This window comes from Parabacteroides sp. CT06 (assembly GCF_002257605.1).
Lineage (GTDB): Bacteria > Bacteroidota > Bacteroidia > Bacteroidales > Tannerellaceae > Parabacteroides > Parabacteroides distasonis.
On the sequence record NZ_CP022754.1, the window covers coordinates 1,852,027 to 1,870,343 of the forward strand.

Below are 18,317 nucleotides of genomic sequence, written 5' to 3' on the forward strand. Positions count from 1 at the left end.
TCTTGGAAAGAGCGAAAATGATGAACTTTCACATAAAATGTTTGTTTTGATTAGATAAAAACGTAAAACTAAATCTTTATGAGAATACAGACAGGCCGGGGCACAATTCCCCTTATAACTCTGGTAGGGATATGGTCTATCTCCGCTTTAAATGCATTACCGGGTTTAGCGGTTTCTCCGATATTAGGGAAACTTTCCGTTATTTTTCCTCATTCTACGGAACTGGATATTCAGATGCTTTCCTCTTTGCCATCGTTATTGATAATTCCATTTATTATATTGTCGGGTAAATTAACGGAGAAAGTAAATGAGATACGTCTATTGCAATTAGGCTTGGTGATCTTTGCCCTAAGTGGTATTCTATACTTACTCTCTAATAAGATGTGGCAGTTGATAGCGGTGAGCGCCTTAATGGGAATCGGATCTGGCTTGATCGTACCCTTATCGACCGGTTTGATTTCTCGTTTCTTTATCGGGAAATACCGGACGAAGCAATTTGGTTTAAGTTCTGCTATTACAAATGTAACGTTGGTATTAGCCACGATCTTAACGGGATATCTGGCGGAGGTGAATTGGCATTTACCGTTTGCCGTTTATCTATTGCCCTTGATTTCCATCGTACTTTCCGTATACTTGAAAAGGAGTATGGAGAATGAGCCGGCGATCGTATCGAAATCAGAAGTGAAAGCCCCTGTTGCGGCAGATCCCGTCACGGTTCCGGGTAAATATGGTGTGGATATAAAGCATCTGGTACAAATCATGTGTTTTTATGGATTGGCTACGTATTTAGTGATTATAGTCAGCTTTAACTTACCGTTTTTAATGAAGGAATATAAGTTTACAAGCGGTAATTCCGGATTAATGATTTCATTGTTTTTCTTGGCTATTATGGCTCCCGGTTTTATCTTGAATCAGATCGTTGATTTATTTAAGCAAAAGACAAAATTTGTCAGTCTATTGGCGATCGCTTTAGGGATGGCCTTGATTTTGATATCTCGTACGGAATGGCTAATTGGATTGGGATGTATTTTTATCGGTTTCGGATATGGTGTTATCCAGCCAATCGCTTATGATAAAACGACTCGTACGGCCATTCCTGAGAAAGTTACATTGGCATTAGCTTTCGTGATGGCGATGAATTATTTGGCGATATTACTTTGTCCGTTTATTATCGATTTCTTCCAGTCTATACTCCATGTCAAGAGCCAGCAATTCGCGTTTATTTTTAATCTCTGTATTGCGCTGGTCGCTACGATCTGGGCTTATGTAAAACGAGACTCGTTTCTTTTCAACGATAAAATTTGATTTACGAATATAAAACTAAAAAATGATAGACAGTGAAAAATAAGAAAACAGAAGCTAATATTAGCATGGTGGTCTCAAAAACTTTCAGTGGATTGAATATGAACGCCTTGAAATACTTGCTTCCCTTATGGATGAGCCCGTTGACGGGCGCTTCTTTCCGATGCGTGTTTGCGGCCGTGGCGTTTTGGGTGATCGGCTGGTTTATGAAACCGGAGGTTTCTACGACGAAAGATAAGGTGTGGCTATTTTTACTAGGCGCTATCGGTATCTATGGTTTTATGTTTCTTTATTTAGTGGGGCTTAGTAAGACAACGCCGGTCTCAAGTTCTATTTTCACGAGCTTGCAACCGATCTGGGTATTTTTGATTATGGTATTCTTTTATAAGGAAAAGGCTACTTGGATGAAAATACTCGGTATCTTGATTGGTTTATCCGGGGCCTTGGTTTGCATCTTGACCCAGCAAAGCGACGATTTAGCGGCGGACGCTTTTAATGGAAATATGCTATGCTTGGCTAGCTCCGTGTTTTATGCCGTGTATTTGGTCTTAAGCCAGCGGATCTTACAAAAAGTAGGGACGATGACGATGCTTCGATATACATTCACGGGCGCCGCTTTCTCCAGTCTATTGATTTTGCCGATAGAAGGCTTTCATGCTCCTTTATTCTCGGAGCCATTTCATTGGTGGCCTTTTGCCGTATTGATGTTTGTGCTTATTTTCCCTACGGTAATCAGTTATCTGTTGATTCCTATCGGATTGAAGTATTTGAAAACTACGTTGGTGGCTATTTATGGCTATCTGATCTTGATCGTGGCAACGATTACATCCCTATTGATCGGGCAAGACCGTTTCAGTTGGACACAGACGTTCGCCATTATCTGTATTTGCGCCGGGGTTTATCTGGTTGAGATAGCGGAAGGAAAAGAGAAAAAGACAGTCAAGGTTTGACTTATTAAATATGAACTATTAAATTGTAGCGTTATGGATAAAAAACAAGAAAAGAAAATCTGGAACTCTCAACTTGCGATTGAGAATCCGAAGAATGATAGGATCGCTGTTATTTACTCTGTAAAAGTTAGTAGTGTACGAATCCTAGAGAAACCTCGTAATCCGAAAAGAGGGAAGACCCGTTGACAATCATCATCCCCTATTCTATATATAAATATATGAATAGGGGATGACTGTCTATTTATTCTCCACTTCCATGCCCATGATATAATCGTTCATGAAATAGCCGTTTCCTATATGATGGTCCCGTGTGCCTATTTCCCGTAATCCCATATGTCTGTAGAAGCCTATGGCGGGATTGTAGCGGTTTACATATAATTCTATAGTGAAAGGTCCGGTATGTACCTCCTTCAAATAGTTAATACCTTGTTCGATGATAAAACGCCCGATTCCCGTGCCATGCATTTCCGGTAGGGAATAGATCTTTTGAAAATTGTACGTGTTTTCACCTGTTTTCTCTATGGATAAATAGCCTGCCGGCATATCGTCCGCCAATATAATAAAATATTGATGATGTAACTCTTCCATTTGTTTAAGAATGTTATCCGGAGCGTACATCATATCGAACATATAATCCAATTGCTCTTTAGAAAGTATCTTTCCATACGTGTTCTCCCAAATGCGTGAGGCAAGATCATGAATAAGAGAACGATCATCAATAGTCGCTTTTCTAATCGTAAACATGTTAATTTTGTATTTTGACTCACAAAGATACAAATAGACGAACAAAAATACAATATAGACGAATGTAAATAGAATTTTACTTGACTAGTGTTGTTTTTTAGCTTGATTTCACACTTATTTTGATGTTAATCCGCGAAAAATAATAACTTTGTGGGCGTTTACTATTGAAAAATACAATTCAAATACATAATAGGAAATGGATACAAAGATTCAGGAACTAACAGACAAGATCTACAAGGAAGGTGTAGAGAAGGGGAACGAAGAAGCGGGGCGTATAATCGCCGAGGCCAATGCTCAAAAGGATACGATTCTTAAAGATGCGGAAGCGGAAGCGAAACGTATCGTAGCGGCTGCAGAGAAACAAGCTGCCGAGTTGAAGAAGAATACGGAAGCCGAATTGAAATTGTTCGCCACCCAGTCTGTCGAGGCATTAAAGAGCGAGGTGACAAACCTTATCACTGGTGATATCGCTAGTTCGAATGTGAAAGCGGCGTTGATGGATCCCGCCTATATGCAGAAAGTGATCCTTGAGCTTGTGAAAAGCTGGCCCGCTAATGAGTTCTTGACTATCCAAGCTTCTGATTCCGATGGCTTGAAGGCGTATTTTGAGGCCAATGCCAAAGGCTTGCTAGAGAAAGGGTATAAGATCGAGAAGGTAAGCGGAAAGAAAGCGTCTTTCTCTATTATCCCGGCGGATGGGTCTTATAAAGTGACGTTTGGCGAAGACGAGTTCATCGAGTTCTTTAAAGAGTTCTTGCGTCCGCAATTAGTAGAAATGCTGTTCTGATATGAGTAAGTATTACTACTTAATCTCCGGACTTCCTAACATAGCGTTGGATGATAGTAAACTAGCCTATTCGGTCTGTGAGTTCCGGACGGAAGTAGAGGATATGCTATCTTCTAAGGATAAAAAGCTGATTGATTTATTTTATTTGAAATATGATAATATAAATCTGCTGGCTCACGCTAAAAGACCGGACTCCGATCCGGATCAAAGAGGAAGAATAACGTATGATGAGTTCAATACTTTATATAAAGCGTTGAAGGATGAGGAAAAAATTCCCAAAAATGATAATCTCCCGCCTTATTTCGTGGACTTTTTTAAACTGTATCTAGCCGAAGAGGCTAAGGACACCAAAAGTGAGAAAGAATATATATCATGGGAAGACCGCTTGGCTGCGTTATATTATGAATATGCCATGAAATGTGGGAATAAGTTCGTGGCTGATTGGTTCGAGCTTAACCTGAATATCAACAATGTTCTTACTGCGATCACTTGCCGTAAATATGGATTTGATAAGGCCAATTATATCGTGGGGCATAATGAGATAGCAGAAAATATCCGTACGTCGAACGCCCGTGATTTCGGCTTGGGCGATTCCGTGGAATATTTGCCCGAGTTACAACGCATCGCCGAAGAGACCGATCTGATCGTTCGTGAGAAGAAAATCGATCTTTTGAAATGGAAATGGCTGGACGATAATACCTTCTTCAAGACGTTCGACATAGAGAGTGTATTCGCTTATTTATTGAAATTGGAGATGATAGAGCGCTGGGTAACCTTGGATAAGGCGAGAGGCGAGAAGACTTTCCGTGAATTGGTAGGCGCCATGAAGATGGGTAGTGAGAATGCGTTGGAAGAATTTAAAAGAAACAATATAAAATAAATTATGGCTACGAAAGGAATTGTAAAAGGAATCGTATCCAACCTAGTAACCGTAGAGGTGGATGGTCCGGTTTCTCAGAATGAGATCTGTTACATTTCTGTCGGAGGCGTGAAGCTGATGTCGGAAGTAATCAAGGTGATAGGTAAGAATGCCTTTGTACAAGTATTTGAGAGCACACGTGGTATGCGTGTCGGCGACGAGGCTGAATTCCAAGGGCATATGTTGGAAGTTACGCTGGGTCCGGGTATGTTGTCCCGCAACTATGACGGTTTGCAGAATGACTTGGACAAGATGGAAGGTGTATTCTTGAAACGTGGCGATTATACGTTTGCGTTGGACAATGATAAGAAGTGGGATTTCAAGCCTCTGGCTAAAGCGGGCGATACCGTGAGCGCCGGTGATTGGCTGGGAGAGGTGGACGAGAATTTCCAACCTCATAAGATTATGGTCCCCTTTAAGTTCGAGGGATCTTATACTGTGAAATCGGTGGTTCCAGCCGGACAATATACCATCAATGATACGATGGCTGTCCTTACGGACGAAAATGGCACGGACGTAAACGTGACGATGATCCAGAAATGGCCGGTAAAGAAAGCTATCACTTGTTATAAGGAAAAGCCCCGTCCATTCAAATTGCTGGAGACGGGCGTTCGTACGATCGACACCGTGAACCCGATCGTTGAGGGTGGTACCGGATTTATCCCCGGTCCGTTCGGTACGGGCAAGACGGTGCTTCAGCACGCTATCTCTAAACAAGCGGAAGCGGATATAGTGATTATCGCGGCCTGCGGTGAGCGTGCGAATGAGGTCGTAGAGGTATTTACGGAGTTCCCGGAATTGGTAGACCCGCATACGGGACGTAAATTGATGGAACGTACGATCATTATCGCCAATACATCCAACATGCCGGTAGCCGCTCGTGAGGCATCCGTATATACGGCGATGACCATCGCCGAGTATTATCGCAGCATGGGTTTGAAGGTTCTGTTGATGGCCGACTCTACTTCCCGCTGGGCACAGGCTTTGCGTGAGATGTCCAACCGTTTGGAGGAGTTGCCCGGACCGGATGCTTTCCCGATGGACTTGTCCGCTATCGTGGCGAACTTCTACGCTCGTGCGGGATTCGTTCATTTGAATAACAACGCTACAGGCTCCGTCACTTTCATCGGTACGGTATCGCCAGCCGGTGGTAACTTGAAGGAGCCGGTGACCGAGAATACGAAGAAGGTGGCCCGTTGTTTCTATGCCTTGGAGCAGGAGCGAGCCGACCGTAAACGTTATCCGGCCGTAAACCCGATCGAGAGTTATTCCAAGTATATCGAGTATCCGGAGTTTCAGGAATACATCGCTAAACATATCTCCCCGGAATGGATCGAGAAAGTAAACGAGATCAAGACCCGTATGTTGCGTGGTAAGGAGATCTCCGAGCAAATCAATATCTTGGGTGATGATGGTGTGCCTGTCGAGTATCACGTTACATTCTGGAAGTCCGAGTTGATCGACTTCGTGATCTTGCAACAGGATGCTTTCGATGCCATTGATGCGGTTACTCCGTTGCAACGTCAGGAATTCATGCTGGATAGAGTCGTAAATGTTTGCCGTTCAGAGTTTAAGTTTGATAACTTCCTTGAGGTTATGGACTACTTTAAGAAGATGATCAACATCTTTAAGCAGATGAACTATTCGGAATATGAGAGTGACCAATTCAAGAAGTTTAATACGGAACTGGATGAACTTTTGAAGGAGAGAATCGAAAATTAAAAGAGTTATGGCAACAAAAGCATTTCAAAAAATATATACGAAGATTACCCAGATCACAAAAGCTACCTGTTCGCTGAAAGCAACGGGAGTTGGGTATGATGAGTTGGCCTCTGTAGACGGAAAGCTGGCTCAGGTGGTAAAGATTATCGGCGACGAGGTGACGTTGCAGGTATTCTCCGGAACGGAAGGTATCCGTACGAATGCCGAGGTGGTATTCATGGGGAAGGCCCCTTCCTTGAAAGTAGGTGACCAGTTAGCCGGACGTTTCTTCAACGCTTATGGCGAGCCTATCGATGGCGGTCCGATCCCCGAGGGACGTGAGGTCGAGATCGGTGGTCCGTCCGTGAACCCGGTACGTCGTAAACAACCCTCTGAATTAATCGCTACGGGTATCGCCGGTATCGACTTGAATAATACCTTGGTAACCGGTCAGAAGATCCCGTTCTTCGCCGACCCCGACCAGCCTTTCAACCAAGTTATGGCGATGGTAGCCTTGCGTGCGAAGTCCGATAAGATTATCTTGGGAGGTATGGGTATGACGAACGACGACTACCTGTTCTTTAAGAATACATTTAGTAACGCCGGTGCCCTAGACCGTATCGTTAGTTTTATCAACACGACCGAGGACCCGTCCGTAGAGCGTATCTTGATCCCGGATATGGCGTTGAGCGCCGCTGAGTATTTCGCCGTGGAGAAGAACGAGAAGGTCTTGGTATTGCTTACCGATATGACCAACTACGCCGATGCCTTGGCGATCGTATCAAACCGTATGGACCAGATCCCGTCTAAGGACTCTATGCCGGGTTCCTTGTATTCGGATTTGGCGAAGATTTACGAGAAAGCCGTTCAATTCCCGGCGGGAGGTTCCATCACGATTATCGCCGTAACGACCTTATCCGGTGGTGATATCACGCATGCCGTACCTGATAATACGGGTTATATCACGGAAGGTCAGTTGTATTTGCGTCGTGATAGCGATGTGGGTAAGGTCATCGTCGATCCGTTCCGAAGCTTGTCTCGTTTGAAACAGCTGGTAACCGGAAAGAAGACCCGTGAGGATCATCCACAGGTAATGAACGCCGCCGTACGTTTGTATGCCGATGCCGCCAACGCTAAGACCAAGCTGGAGAATGGTTTCGACTTGACCGACTACGACAACCGTACCTTGTCTTTCGCCAAGGATTATTCTTCTAAGCTGTTGGCTATCGACGTAAACTTGGATACGACGGAGATGCTGGACGTAGCTTGGGGATTGTTCGCTAGATATTTCAGCCCGGAGGAGGTAAATATCAAACAAGGATTGGTTGATAAGTACTGGAAGTAAATTAAATAAACATGGCAATAAAGTTTCAATATAATAAAACCTCTCTTCAGCAATTGGAAAAGCAACTGAAGATGCGTGAACGCTCCCTGCCTACGATCAAGAGCAAGGAGAGCGCCCTGCGTATCGAGGTGAAGCGGACCAAGGACGAAGTGAATAAATTGGAACTTCAGCTAGAACGAGAGATTCAGAGTTACGAGAATATGGTGGCTTTGTGGAACGAGTTCAATCCGGAGCTGATCTCCGTGAAGGACGTGACGCTTTCCACGAAGAAGATCGCCGGCGTGATCGTCCCGTTATTGGACGAGATCAAGTTCGAGATCGGACACTATAGTCTCTTTAATGCCCCCGCATGGTATACGGATGGTATCGAGTTGCTGAAAAAGCTGGCTCGTACCGGTATCGAGGCGGAGTTCTCGGGCATGAAGCTGGAGTTGTTGGAGCATGCTAGGAAAAAGACCACTCAGAAGGTGAACCTGTTTGAGAAGGTACAGATTCCGGGTTATAAGGATGCGATCCGTAAGGTGAAACGATTTATGGAAGACGAGGAGAGTCTTTCTAAGTCCTCACAGAAGATCATGAGAGCCAATCAGGAGAAACGTAAGGCAAAAGAAGAAAAAGAGGAGGCCGAGGTATGATAGTAAAGATGAGTAAATATGCCTTTATGGTGTACCATAAGGAGTATGATACGTTCCTTTCTACGCTTCGTGACTTAGGTGTCGTCCATATCAAGGAGACAAACTCCGTGATGGATAACGAGAGGTTGCAAGAGCTTCTGGCTGAGCGTAAACAGATCAATACGCTGATGCGTTACTTTAAGAACCTCCATGCGGCGGAGAAAGACGTTAAGTTTGCCCCGGCCCGTGAGTTGACGAAAGAGGAAGGCTTGAAGTTGGTGCGTAAGATAGAGGAATTGCAAGATAAGAAAGCGCAATTGATCGCTTCCAAGCAATCGATCGAGAAGGATCTGGCTTATATGGAAATATGGGGTGAGTTCAGTTATCAGAATATCAACCGTCTGAAAAGAGCGGGATACGATGTTACGTTCTTTACCTGTCCTACCGCTAAGTACGAGCCGGAATGGGGCGTGCTGTATAACGCCATTCTGATCAATAACTTCCAATCGGTAACGTATTTTATCACGATTACCAAGGAAGGTACCTTGATCGATATAGACGCTGAACGTCCGAAGATGCCGGTTCAAGGATTGGCGAAGTTGCGTGCCCGTCTGGATCAACGTACCAAGGATATCCAGAATGTGGAGGATGAGCTGAAACATCGTGCCGTGGAGGATTATAAAACGTTGGAGGAATTCGATAAGAACCTGCAGGACGAGTTTAATCTTTCTAATGCGTTAGTGCAGACAGATCGGCAAGCGGGTGATAAGCTCATGTTGTTGGAAGGTTGGGTGCCGACGGAAAACGCTCCGGCCTTGGAGCACGAGCTGGATAAGCAAGGTTATTTCTTCCAGCAATTAGAGATCGAGGATGGAGATAAGGTGCCTATCAAGTTACGGAATAATAAATTCAGTAAGCTGTACGAGCCTATCACGAAGATGTTCTCCTTGCCTAATTACGGTGAACTTGATCCGACCCCGTTGTTCGCCCCGTTCTTTATGCTGTTCTTCGGACTTTGTTTTGGCGATGGCGGATACGGTTTGCTGGTCATGATCGCTTGTACGATCTTGAAGAAGAAGGTGAACCCGGACTTCAAGCCTTATTTGACCTTGTTCCAGTATTTAGGCTTCGCCGCCTTATTGGTGGGTACTTGTACGGGATCTTTCTTCGGAGTGGCCTTGGCGGATATCCCGGCTTTGTCAAAGATCAAGAACTACTTTGTGAATAGCGACAACTTGATGACATTCTCTATTGTCATCGGTTTGGTACAGATCATATTCGGTAAATGTGTCGCTGCTTACAAGATCAAGATACAGAAAGGAACGAAACACAGTATCGCTCCGTTCGCTTGGGTGTTCGTGATCATATCCTTGGCATTGGCGTTCGGACTTCCGATGTTGAACGTTCACTTGCCGAACGCTGTCGTTATGGTATGTTACGGAATCGCCATCTTGGGTCTGGTTGTCGCTTATTTGTACAATACACCGGGCAAGAACGTATTCTTGAACTTTGGTACCGGACTTTGGAACACGTACAATATGGCCTCCGGATTGCTGGGGGATACGTTATCATACATTCGTTTGTTCGCTATCGGTCTGACCGGTTCCATCTTGGGTGGCGTATTTAATACGTTGGCGGTTACGATGACAGACGGTATGAATATCGTGGCACGTGCGATCTGTATGTTGTTGATCTTGTTAGTGGGTCACTCCATCAATATCGCTCTTTGTACGATCAGCTCCTTGGTACACCCGCTTCGTTTGATCTTCGTGGAATATTACAAGAACGCAGAGTTCGAAGGTGGAGGTAAGGCTTATGAGCCATTCAGAAAAGCATAACAATTAAACGAGAAAATAAAACAATAAAAGAATAATTTAAAAAACACATTTTATTATGGAACCAATTTTATTAGCTTATGTAGGTATTGCGTTGATGACAGGTTTAACTTTTATCGGCAGTAGTTATGGTGTTACGATCGCAGGTAATGCGGTGGTAGGTGCGATGAAGAAAAATCCGGATGCTCTGGGTACGTACATCGCTTTAAGTGCGTTGCCTTCTTCACAGGGTTTGTATGGATTCGTGGGCTACTTTATGATGCAGAAGTTCTTGGTCGCTGATATTTCCATGTTGGCCGCTACGGCTGTTTTCGGCGCTGGTTTAGTGTTAGGTTTCGCTGGTTTTTACTCTTCAATCCGCCAAGCTCAAGTTTGCGCGAATGGTATCGCTGGTGTTGGTGCCGGACACAACGTATTCGGTGCTACGATGGTAATGGCCGTATTCCCTGAGTTATACGCTATCTTGGCCTTATTGGTTGTGATCTTGATTGGCGGAACGATTCCTGTCGCCTAATCATTCAAACATCTGGATATAATAAAGGCCGTCCCGGACATTCCCGGGGCGGCTTTTTTGATTGGATCAATGAATAAACTATCTCTTTTAGTTTATTAACTATACGAATTAGTTTGGTAACTAAAAGTTTTAGTTACTTTGTCGCAAACAAGATAAGGTTATGAAACGACTTACGGCGAAAGAAGAAGAAATCATGGGCTGGTTCTGGCAGAAAGGCCCATTGTTCGTGAAGGAGCTACTTGAATATTACGAGGAGCCTAAACCTCATTTCAATACCCTTTCTACGATTGTCCGAGGCTTGGAGGAGAAAGGTTTCCTCGCCCATAAGAATTTCGGGAATAGCTATCAATATTATGCGGTCTTAACAGAAAAGGAGTATAGCAACGGCACGCTGAAAAATGTGATCGCTAAGTATTTCAATAATTCTTATCTGGGGGTTGTCTCTACGCTGATCAAGGAAGAGGATATCTCTGTGGATGATCTGCGAAAACTAATAGATGATGTAGAACAAGGGAATCGTAAATAAGAACGAATATGGGAATCTTCTTTGTATATATCCTTAAATCATCCGTGTGCTTGACGATATTTTATCTGTTTTATAAGCTATTGTTGAGCCGTGATACCTTCCATCGTTTCAACCGGATCGCTTTATTAAGCTTGATCATGCTTTCGGTTATCATCCCATTTTGTGAGATTACTTTGGAGGAAGCGACGGCCATTCAGCGTCCGGTCATGGATTTGGAGAATTTGCTAGCGGCGGTTTCCATGAGAACGTCGGCGGAATCCGCTAGCCAACCTGTATGGTTACGAGTTATGGTGATAGCCTATATAATCGGAGGGATATTAACGCTTTGTCAATTCGCATATTCATTTTATGCCTTGTTCCGGTTGATGAGACAAGGTACACCGAAGCTGGTGGACGGAATCCATCTGATTCTTATGGACCAACCAGTCGTCCCGTTCAGTTGGATGCGAACGATCGTAATAAGCCGGAAGGATTTTGAGGAAAGTGGGATAGAGATCATGACGCATGAGATGGCGCATATAAAAGCCCGTCATTCCATTGATCTGCTGATCTCCGAGATTTGTATCCTGTTCCATTGGTTCAACCCATCTGTCTGGTTGTTGAGGCAGGAATTACAAAATATCCATGAATACGAGGCCGACGAGAGCGTATTAAATCAAGGCGTCGACGCAAAAAGATATCAATTATTATTAATCAAAAAAGCTGTTGGTGCACAGCGCTTCACTTCTATGGCCAACAGCTTTAATCACAGTTCACTTAAAAAGCGAATAGCTATGATGTTAAAACAAAAATCAAGTCCATGGGCACGGTTGAAGTATCTGTATGTACTCCCGTTGGCAGCCTTAACGGTGGTAGCCTTTGCCCGTCCGGAAATCTCTCACGAATTGGAGAAGATTTCGAGTGTCAAAATTAGCGAAATTATTCCGGTTCAGGAAAAAAAAGAGCCTAAAAGAAATGTAGAGGTTGAGACCCTCGCAAGGGATTCGGTCGTTTTTGAAAAAGATATGCAAGCGATACAGGAAAAGGTCTCGGCCGTGATGGAGAAATACCAGCCGGAGATTGACAAGGCGGTCGAAGAGGCTGTGAAAGCGGCGAATATCGACGAGATCGTTTCTGCGGAAATGGCGAAACACCAAGCTGAGATCGACAAGGCTGTGCAAGCGGCGATAGAGGCAGCCAAGATAGATGAGACTATTGCCGCCGAAATGGAGAAGATCCAACCGGAGATCAATCGAACCATAGAGGAGGCCATGAAAGCCATAGATATCAATGAGAAGGCTGCTAAGGAGGCATCAAAGGTAAAATCCTCTTTCTCCGGTATTGTTTACATCGATGGAGTGGAATCATCTAAAGAGAGGATGGACAATTTGAATCCCGATCGTATTGCGTCTATGAATGTGTACAAAGGAAACGAGGCGATCGCTAAATTCGGAGAGAAAGGTCGTAATGGTGTTATCGAGATAAAATTGAAGAAATAACTTTAGTCTTCCCCCTTTACTATTCTCATTCGTGAGATAGGGTAAAGGGGATCTCTTTTTAAATACATTTGTTCATTCATTTACAAAACAGTATTTAAAATAGGGATATGGATGAGAAAGGATTTGTAGAAGGTATGAGGGAGTATATAGCCCAGTTGAATCGAGAAAAGCGATATTCCTCGGCTAAGAGTTATCAAGACGCATTAAACTCCTTTATAAGGTATAGCGGAACCGACTGTATAGCTTACTCGGCTATTAATAAGGATAATCTTCGCCGGTACGAGGCTTATTTATTGGAGAACGGCTGTATGCGCAATACGATTTCCACTTATATGCGGCGTTTGCGTTGTATCTATAACAAAGCGGTGGAGAACGGTAAGGCGGAATTTATTCCCACTTTATTCAAGGGGATTTTTACGGGTGTGGAAAGTAAGCGTAAGAAGTCCTTGCCTATCGAGGATTTACACCGTCTGATGACAGTCCCGGTGGAGGATGGGAAGCAGAGAAAGACACAGTTGGCGCTTTGCTTGATGTTTCTGTTTGGGGGTATGTCTTTCGTTGACTTTGCCCACTTGAAGACCGGTAATATCAAAAACGGTATATTAGATTACAACCGTCAGAAGACCGGGACACCGATGAGACTGGAGATCTTGGAGACAGCCGAGACAATGTATAAGGAATTGTCAGGAGAGAAAGTGCGAGATTCCGGATATTTATTTCCCTTTCTGAGTGGCACCAGAGAGGGGCGTGAGGAATACCTCGAATACAATGCGGCGCTATTTCGATTTAACCGGAATTTAAAAGCGTTGAAAGAATTTGCGGGAATTACCTCGGATGTCACCTCTTATACGATTCGCCATTCTTTTGCCATGACATTAAAAGAACAAAATGTCCCGATTGAAATGATCAGCGAACTATTGGGGCATAAATCTATCAAGACAACACAAATTTATTTAAGGAGTTTCTCTTTAGGGAAAATGACGGAGGTTAATAGCGCCTGCTTTGGCGGTGTCTATAATTATGAATCTCAAGCGGGGTGAGGCTACTTGGAGAGTAGCGTATTCTTTCACGGCGCAAATGTAATAAAAAATAGCTAAAAACAAGCGAATAGATCCGCTTGTTTGTTCATTATTGGTGTTTGACCCTCTCTATTCTTTGATTTTTCCATTTTTTCCTAGACGTATAGACACGGTGATGCGGGCGAAACGACTCCTTGTTTTCGGTATCATTCCGCCATGTCTCATAATCTGTGTGTATCCCTGTAGAGATGGGGCGTGCCCCGTCTCATCCCTTCAAAATGGTATTTAAAATTACTCCCAGACGGTGGGAGACGGAGCACGCTCCGTCTCTACAACCGGGTAATAACTATTCTCCTACCTTTTTACGCTACTCTCCAAGTAGCCTAAGATTTCGAGAGATGGTAATTTTCAGTAATGCCATATTTGAAAATATAAAACGCTGTTTATCAAGATGATATAAATGATTCTTGGTAGGGCTCTGAATTGCCATGGGGTCTGTTTTCGGGCCATGGGATAACCACTAGAAAAGATAATCATAGAGATGGATATATTGACAAGCAAGTGCTCGGATAGGTTCATGGCGCATGTTCTGAAGCGACGTGATCAAGAGGCTGTCCGCTGGTACGTGCTCACGCTTCCTACCGCCGGTGGCGGGCGTGACAAGATCAGCCCCTCGAAGGGACTGGACGTTGAGCTTTCCCGCCGCGAGCGTCGTGGGGAGGCCTTGTTCGAGTATTTCTCCCCCTCGTATGTCGAGGCGAGGAAGGTGGGCGGCAAGATGGTCAACACGAAACGGCCCCTGCTGTACAACTACGTGTTCATCCACGCCTCGGAGAACGAGATCTTTAGTCTGAAGCGTACGCTTCCCCTGTACAATTTCCTACCCCGGGTTTCCTCGGGTGGACAGTCTTACTTTCCCTACCTCTCGGATCGTGAGATGGAGACCTTACGTTGGGTCGCGGCGTCTTACTCCAACGAGCTTCCGGTGTACGTGCCTGATAGCGGCCACCTGTTGAAAGGCGACCGTGTGCGTATCACCTCCGGCCCGTTTGCCGACATGGAGGCGGAGGTGGTAGTACAGCCGGGCGGTGGCCATAAGGACGTGATGGTGCGTATCCTCGATTGCATGTGGGTTCCCTTGTTCGAGGTGAGAGCTGGGGAGTATGAGTTGATCGAGTTGAACACGGGGGGCAAGCACGTCTATACCCATTTGGACAACGACCGTCTGTCGGAAGGCTTGCACGGGGCCTTGGGGCGTTACCATTCGTCCGGCAGCGTAGTGGAGGAGGATGCCTGTCTGGCCCGTGAGGTCCTGCGTGGCTACGCCTCTCTCCGTGGGGAGACCGACGTGATCCGTTGCAAGCTTTACTCGTTGCTCCTTCCTGCCTATAAGCTTTTGGGCGAGGAGGATGAGTTCGATCGTTTGCGCTCCACGATGCGCAGCATGCTCCCCGTGATAAAAGCGCCGCAATCCCGTGCCTTGTTGCTGGTCACGCTGTACGGCTGTACGGACAGCAGCCTCTATCAGCGCATGGCGCACGAGTTGGTTGACCCTTGGATGGAGGAGGCCTCGCCCAAGAAGAGCAAGTCCGTGTTGATACGTCGTTTACGTGATTACGACCGTTGGCTCGGACACGGGATCAGTTGATAAGTAAAAGTTGCGCATAGCGATAAATGAAAGATATGAGAAAAGAGAGAGAGACGTGCGAGGTTCCTTCCGGCCTCCGGTTGATGAACCTGTTGCGTGAGCGTTTGACAGAGATCATGGATCGTGAGCGTGCGAACCAAAACTCAATACACCTGTATTGTACGGGGGCTTACTGGGTGGCTTTTGAGTGTTCGGCCTATCAGTTGTATCGTGCATTTCCAGATAGCGAGACCATGCCGTTGCGCCTGTTCGCCTACCCGTTCCCGATCGTGATGGTGTCCGTTACGGATCGCTCGCTCCGCTCGTACGCCCGCAAACATATCTTGAGAAGAGACGAGTCGGATTACAAGCTATTGACCGTCCCCGGATTTTCCTTGGCAGACTACCGTGAATGGCACGCCGGCGAGGTGGAGGGGCTACCTTTATTAAGTGAGAGAGTATGAGTGCTGAAAAAAAGAAAACTACACCATTCGGAAAAAGTGAGGGAGCGGAACCGGAGCGATTCATCCCGGATGGGATGGGTATGTTCCAACGTAATGTAAAACGTATAGGGGATTGTGCGCTGGCGTTTTTGGCCTTGATCGTATTCTCCCCGCTGTTTTTACTTTGTTATATCGCCGTAAAACGGGAGGATGGAGGCCCGGCGATCTTTAGGCAAGAGCGTATCGGTCGTTTCGGTCGCCCGTTCAACATCTATAAGTTCCGTAGTATGCGTCTGGACGCTGAGAAATTCGGTCCGGCCCTTTACAAGGGTGGGGCAGATCCCCGGATGACCCGTGTCGGAAAATTCCTTCGGGTACATCACTTGGACGAGTTGCCCCAGTTATGGAATGTTTTTGTGGGCGACATGTCCTTTATCGGTCCCCGTCCGGAGCGCCAGTTCTATATCGACCAGATCATGGAGCGTGATCCCCGTTACCGTTACCTCTACCAGATCCGTCCGGGGGTGACCTCTTACGCCACGCTCTACAATGGGTATACGGACACGGTCGATAAGATGCTCCGCCGCTTGCGTTACGACCTGTTCTATCTGGAACATCGCTCTTGGCTGTTCGATTTCAAGATATTGGTGAAGACCTTCTTGAATATAGCCTTTGGTAAGAAATTCTAATGCTAGATCTCCCCGTATTCCTCCCTTGCGTCAAAGCAGGGGCAAGCCTTACGGATATAGGGGCTAAGTTGGTAATGTCCTAGGATACGTGCCTCCGGGTAATCCCTTCGTAATTGCCGTAGCAGATCCATCAAGGTACAGCGCTGGGCGTAGGTCCGGGTATCGGCTGGACGGCCTTGTTCGTCGAGCCCTCCCTCATAGCAAATACCTATACTTTTGTCGTTCCATCCGGCTGCGTGCGCCCCGATCTGGTTGACCGGCCGGCAGCGGTGTAATTCCCCGTCCCGTGTGATATAGAAATGATACCCGATATCGGCGAATCCCCGTGCCTTATGCGAGTGCCGTAACGCCTCGACGGGAAAATCCCTATCATATCGTGTGGCCGAGCAATGAATTACAAGGAGTCTGACCTCCCTGTAATTCTGGTAGAAACAATAAGCCTTACCCATGATAATTGAAGATTGATAATTGAAATTGAAAATTAGAGAATACAGGATTGGATGCCAAGTGCTCCCGCTATGGCGGTAGCTACGGCGATGATCACTTTGATAATGGTACTCCATACGGACTTTTTCATGAATTATGAATTTTAAATTATGAGTTATGAATTAGGAATCCCGGCTGATATAAGAGGAAAGCTTCGCTTTCCTTCGGACGGCCTCAGCGGACGGGCGTCAAGCGAAGAGACCGTAGCGAGCGCCCGGAGCATCCCTGTTTGAGCGAAGCGAGTTGGGATGCGACAGCGAGCGTAGGTCTCGAAGTAGCCCGTCAGTGTCAGCCTTGACCTTTTGGTTACTTTTGGGTCAAGCCAAAAGTGACACATCAGATCTCATCAGGCGACTCCGAGTCGCCCCCTTCCTCCACCGGCGTCCCGAGTATCGTCACCTTGAGCAACGAAGTCTTCTCGCCCAGCAGCGAGTACCGTCGTGCCCCGTTCAGTATGGTATAGGAAGGCGAGAACCCGGGCACGATAGTCCTTATGTGCGTAGCCTTAACCTCGGGGGCGGTCGCTACCCCCTTCTCCGTGACGAAGCGGTTATAGACGGTTCCGAACCCCAGCAGCTCCACCTTGTAGCCTTTCTGGAGGTTCTTGATGACATACCGCTGGTAGCGGTCCAACACGTTCAATACGTCACCCTTCGTGAGCGACGACTCCTCGGCGATCTGATCGGCCGCGTCTTGCGTGGACAGGGTACCGAAATAATAGGGAACCGGCTTGTACACCTCCTGCTTGGGATCCGTCTTGGGGATAAAAAACTTTCGTGCTTGAAATGCTTGTGGCATGGTAATAGAAAATTAAAAGTTGATAATAGAAAATTAATTGTTTGTTGATCAACATTACAAAGATAGGTTCCGCCGTAAGGGGCGGTGATGCCGGGTGATACCTTAGGGAATGAATAATGAATAATTAACAATGAATAATGGTAGCCAATGGCCGCCGGACTACGCTGCCCATCGTAAGCCCCTTTGGATAGGCATTGTAAGCCTCTTTGAATGGGCATTATAAGGAGCCTTGGATGGGCGTTCTAGTTGATAGTTGACAAGTGGCAGTTAATTCACCGCCGTGCGCAACTGTCACTTGTCACCTGTCAACTAATTTACGGTTCTCCGAGGTAGTGGATGATCAACCCCACCTGTCGTGGCGTGAATATACGTTGCTCGGGACGGTAGCCTGTCTCCCGCAGCTTGTCGTACAGCTCCGTGCATCGGATGATCCAGCGGCGTAGACGGTTGCAGGCTTGATGGGAGGCCAGTTCCGGGAAATAGGATGCCGCCAATGCGGACTTTCTTAATGGTAAGGACATTTGATTTATTGTTTATGGA

The 18,317-nt window shown here is 45.9% G+C and carries 22 protein-coding genes; 17 read left to right on the forward strand and 5 right to left on the reverse strand.

The window, feature by feature from the left end; all coding sequences use genetic code 11:
- Nucleotides 1–78 precede the first annotated feature (78 nt).
- From CI960_RS08030 to CI960_RS23370, 3 genes are read left to right on the forward strand one after another with little or no spacing between them, the layout of a single operon-like run.
- The gene (locus tag CI960_RS08030; RefSeq protein ID WP_005857383.1) at nt 79–1,305 is read left to right on the forward strand and encodes an MFS transporter; all 1,227 of its coding nucleotides are present in this window, start codon (nt 79–81) and stop codon (nt 1,303–1,305) included.
- 32 nt (nt 1,306–1,337) lie between these two features.
- Nucleotides 1,338–2,252, forward strand: a complete 915-nt coding sequence (locus tag CI960_RS08035; RefSeq protein ID WP_005857381.1) for a DMT family transporter — start codon at nt 1,338–1,340, stop codon at nt 2,250–2,252.
- A gap of 33 nt (nt 2,253–2,285) precedes the next feature.
- Complete coding sequence (locus CI960_RS23370; protein ID WP_005857379.1) at nt 2,286–2,438, forward strand: hypothetical protein; 153 nt, start codon at nt 2,286–2,288, stop codon at nt 2,436–2,438.
- Between the two features lie 51 nt (nt 2,439–2,489).
- Here the strand turns inward: CI960_RS23370 and CI960_RS08040 are convergent, their stop codons facing one another.
- Nucleotides 2,490–2,996 carry a GNAT family N-acetyltransferase gene (locus tag CI960_RS08040; protein WP_005857377.1) on the reverse strand — a complete coding sequence of 169 codons (507 nt, stop codon included), beginning with the start codon at nt 2,994–2,996 and terminating at the stop codon, nt 2,490–2,492.
- Between the two features lie 196 nt (nt 2,997–3,192).
- Between CI960_RS08040 and CI960_RS08045 the strand changes: the two genes are divergently transcribed.
- From CI960_RS08045 to CI960_RS08105, 13 genes are all read left to right on the forward strand, one after another.
- A complete protein-coding gene (locus CI960_RS08045; protein ID WP_005857375.1) occupies nt 3,193–3,783 on the forward strand; it encodes a hypothetical protein in 591 nt (196 codons plus the stop codon).
- 1 nt (nt 3,784) lies between these two features.
- Nucleotides 3,785–4,663: a DUF2764 domain-containing protein gene (locus CI960_RS08050; RefSeq protein ID WP_005857373.1), complete on the forward strand. Its 879-nt coding sequence runs from the start codon at nt 3,785–3,787 to the stop codon at nt 4,661–4,663.
- A gap of 3 nt (nt 4,664–4,666) precedes the next feature.
- Complete coding sequence (locus CI960_RS08055; protein WP_005857371.1) at nt 4,667–6,424, forward strand: V-type ATP synthase subunit A; 1,758 nt, start codon at nt 4,667–4,669, stop codon at nt 6,422–6,424.
- 7 nt (nt 6,425–6,431) lie between these two features.
- A complete protein-coding gene (locus CI960_RS08060; RefSeq protein WP_005857368.1) occupies nt 6,432–7,748 on the forward strand; it encodes a V-type ATP synthase subunit B in 1,317 nt (438 codons plus the stop codon).
- Nucleotides 7,749–7,759: 11 nt separating this feature from the next.
- Nucleotides 7,760–8,383: a V-type ATP synthase subunit D gene (locus CI960_RS08065; RefSeq protein WP_005857366.1), complete on the forward strand. Its 624-nt coding sequence runs from the start codon at nt 7,760–7,762 to the stop codon at nt 8,381–8,383.
- The gene (locus tag CI960_RS08070) at nt 8,380–10,200 is read left to right on the forward strand and encodes a V-type ATP synthase subunit I (protein WP_005857364.1); all 1,821 of its coding nucleotides are present in this window, start codon (nt 8,380–8,382) and stop codon (nt 10,198–10,200) included. Before CI960_RS08065 ends, CI960_RS08070 begins: the two co-directional genes overlap by 4 nt.
- A 55-nt stretch (nt 10,201–10,255) precedes the next feature.
- Nucleotides 10,256–10,711: a hypothetical protein gene (locus tag CI960_RS08075; protein WP_005857362.1), complete on the forward strand. Its 456-nt coding sequence runs from the start codon at nt 10,256–10,258 to the stop codon at nt 10,709–10,711.
- 160 nt (nt 10,712–10,871) lie between these two features.
- Entirely contained in the window at nt 10,872–11,237 is a 366-nt protein-coding gene (locus CI960_RS08080; protein ID WP_005857360.1) for a BlaI/MecI/CopY family transcriptional regulator, read from the forward strand.
- Between the two features lie 8 nt (nt 11,238–11,245).
- A complete protein-coding gene (locus CI960_RS08085) occupies nt 11,246–12,715 on the forward strand; it encodes a M56 family metallopeptidase (protein WP_005857358.1) in 1,470 nt (489 codons plus the stop codon).
- 107 nt (nt 12,716–12,822) lie between these two features.
- Nucleotides 12,823–13,755, forward strand: coding sequence for a site-specific integrase (locus CI960_RS08090; protein ID WP_005857356.1), 933 nt, complete (start codon nt 12,823–12,825; stop codon nt 13,753–13,755).
- A gap of 520 nt (nt 13,756–14,275) precedes the next feature.
- Nucleotides 14,276–15,382 (forward strand): transcription termination/antitermination protein NusG, encoded by a 1,107-nt coding sequence (locus CI960_RS08095; RefSeq protein WP_005857354.1) that lies wholly within the window; start codon nt 14,276–14,278, stop codon nt 15,380–15,382.
- A 35-nt stretch (nt 15,383–15,417) separates the two neighbouring features.
- Nucleotides 15,418–15,825: a hypothetical protein gene (locus CI960_RS08100; protein ID WP_005857352.1), complete on the forward strand. Its 408-nt coding sequence runs from the start codon at nt 15,418–15,420 to the stop codon at nt 15,823–15,825.
- Nucleotides 15,822–16,493, forward strand: a complete 672-nt coding sequence (locus CI960_RS08105) for a sugar transferase (RefSeq protein WP_005857350.1) — start codon at nt 15,822–15,824, stop codon at nt 16,491–16,493. Before CI960_RS08100 ends, CI960_RS08105 begins: the two co-directional genes overlap by 4 nt.
- 2 nt (nt 16,494–16,495) lie before the next feature.
- Here the strand turns inward: CI960_RS08105 and CI960_RS08110 are convergent, their stop codons facing one another.
- Nucleotides 16,496–16,942 carry an N-acetylmuramoyl-L-alanine amidase gene (locus CI960_RS08110; RefSeq protein ID WP_044545573.1) on the reverse strand — a complete coding sequence of 149 codons (447 nt, stop codon included), beginning with the start codon at nt 16,940–16,942 and terminating at the stop codon, nt 16,496–16,498.
- Between the two features lie 32 nt (nt 16,943–16,974).
- Nucleotides 16,975–17,070, reverse strand: a complete 96-nt coding sequence (locus CI960_RS23155) for a smalltalk protein (protein WP_005855736.1) — start codon at nt 17,068–17,070, stop codon at nt 16,975–16,977.
- A gap of 19 nt (nt 17,071–17,089) precedes the next feature.
- Here CI960_RS23155 and CI960_RS23775 point away from each other — a divergent pair, with 19 nt between their 5' ends.
- Entirely contained in the window at nt 17,090–17,212 is a 123-nt protein-coding gene (locus tag CI960_RS23775) for a hypothetical protein (RefSeq protein ID WP_255406282.1), read from the forward strand.
- Between the two features lie 103 nt (nt 17,213–17,315).
- On the opposite strand, the gene CI960_RS08120 is transcribed toward CI960_RS23775, so the two are convergent.
- Complete coding sequence (locus CI960_RS08120; protein WP_005857348.1) at nt 17,316–17,777, reverse strand: HU family DNA-binding protein; 462 nt, start codon at nt 17,775–17,777, stop codon at nt 17,316–17,318.
- Between the two features lie 314 nt (nt 17,778–18,091).
- Entirely contained in the window at nt 18,092–18,298 is a 207-nt protein-coding gene (locus CI960_RS08125) for a DUF4248 domain-containing protein (RefSeq protein WP_005857347.1), read from the reverse strand.
- Nucleotides 18,299–18,317: the final 19 nt, after the last annotated feature.